The organism is Microvirga sp. P4_G7 (assembly GCF_056401005.1).
The window spans coordinates 1-613 of record NZ_JBFUKD010001140.1 but is presented as its reverse complement, the minus strand read 5'-3'; the positions used below and the strand labels follow the sequence as shown (position 1 = coordinate 613).

Sequence of the window (613 nt, the reverse complement as noted above, 5' to 3'; positions counted from 1 at the left end):
CCGCCGAACTCCGCGGTCTGCGGGCGGACAACAGTTTCGGTGGTATGGGGATGCTGTCCCTCGGGGCTCCGACAAAACCCGTCAACCAGGGATCGGACATGTGATGAGCGATGACCTCCCAGCGTCAGCGCGTCGGGTTCACGACGCCGCACGCGGCCTCGGTCTGGCGATCGAGATTCGCGAAATGCCGCACTCCACGCGGACGGCCGAAGAGGCTGCGCAGGCATGCGGATGTGCCGTCGGTCAAATCGTCAAATCGCTGGTGTTCCAAGGCAAGACGAGCGGCGAGCCGTATCTCCTTCTCGTATCCGGTGCGAACCGTGTCGATCAATCGGGCGTTGCCGGGGCGATTGGTGAAGCCTTGACCCGGCCCGATGCCCAGGCCGTGCGAACATGGACCGGTTTTGCGATCGGCGGTATTCCGCCCTTCGCCCACGACACGCCGCTTGCAACGTTCATCGATCAGGATCTGATGACCCATGCGGTCGTTTGGGCTGCAGCCGGAACACCGAACGCCGTCTTCTCGGTGTCCCCGGCAGAGCTGTCGCGATCCATCAAGGCGACGACAATCCGGGTTGCCTGACAGGTTCGAGTTTTCGCCTCAGCCAGGACG

General features: G+C 63.5%; 1 protein-coding gene. It reads left to right on the top strand.

Annotated features, from left to right (window positions below; genetic code table 11):
* Positions 1-103 precede the first annotated feature (103 nt).
* On the top strand, positions 104-583 hold the full coding sequence (locus AC1DT3_RS23510; RefSeq protein WP_477467559.1) for a YbaK/EbsC family protein: 480 nt from the start codon (positions 104-106) through the stop codon (positions 581-583).
* Positions 584-613: the final 30 nt, after the last annotated feature.

Bases quoted from the DNA above. Each gene is read 5' to 3' on its own strand.
- AC1DT3_RS23510 (WP_477467559.1), top strand. From the start codon at position 104: ATGAGCGATGACCTCCCAGCGTCAGCGCGTCGGGTTCACGACGCCGCA.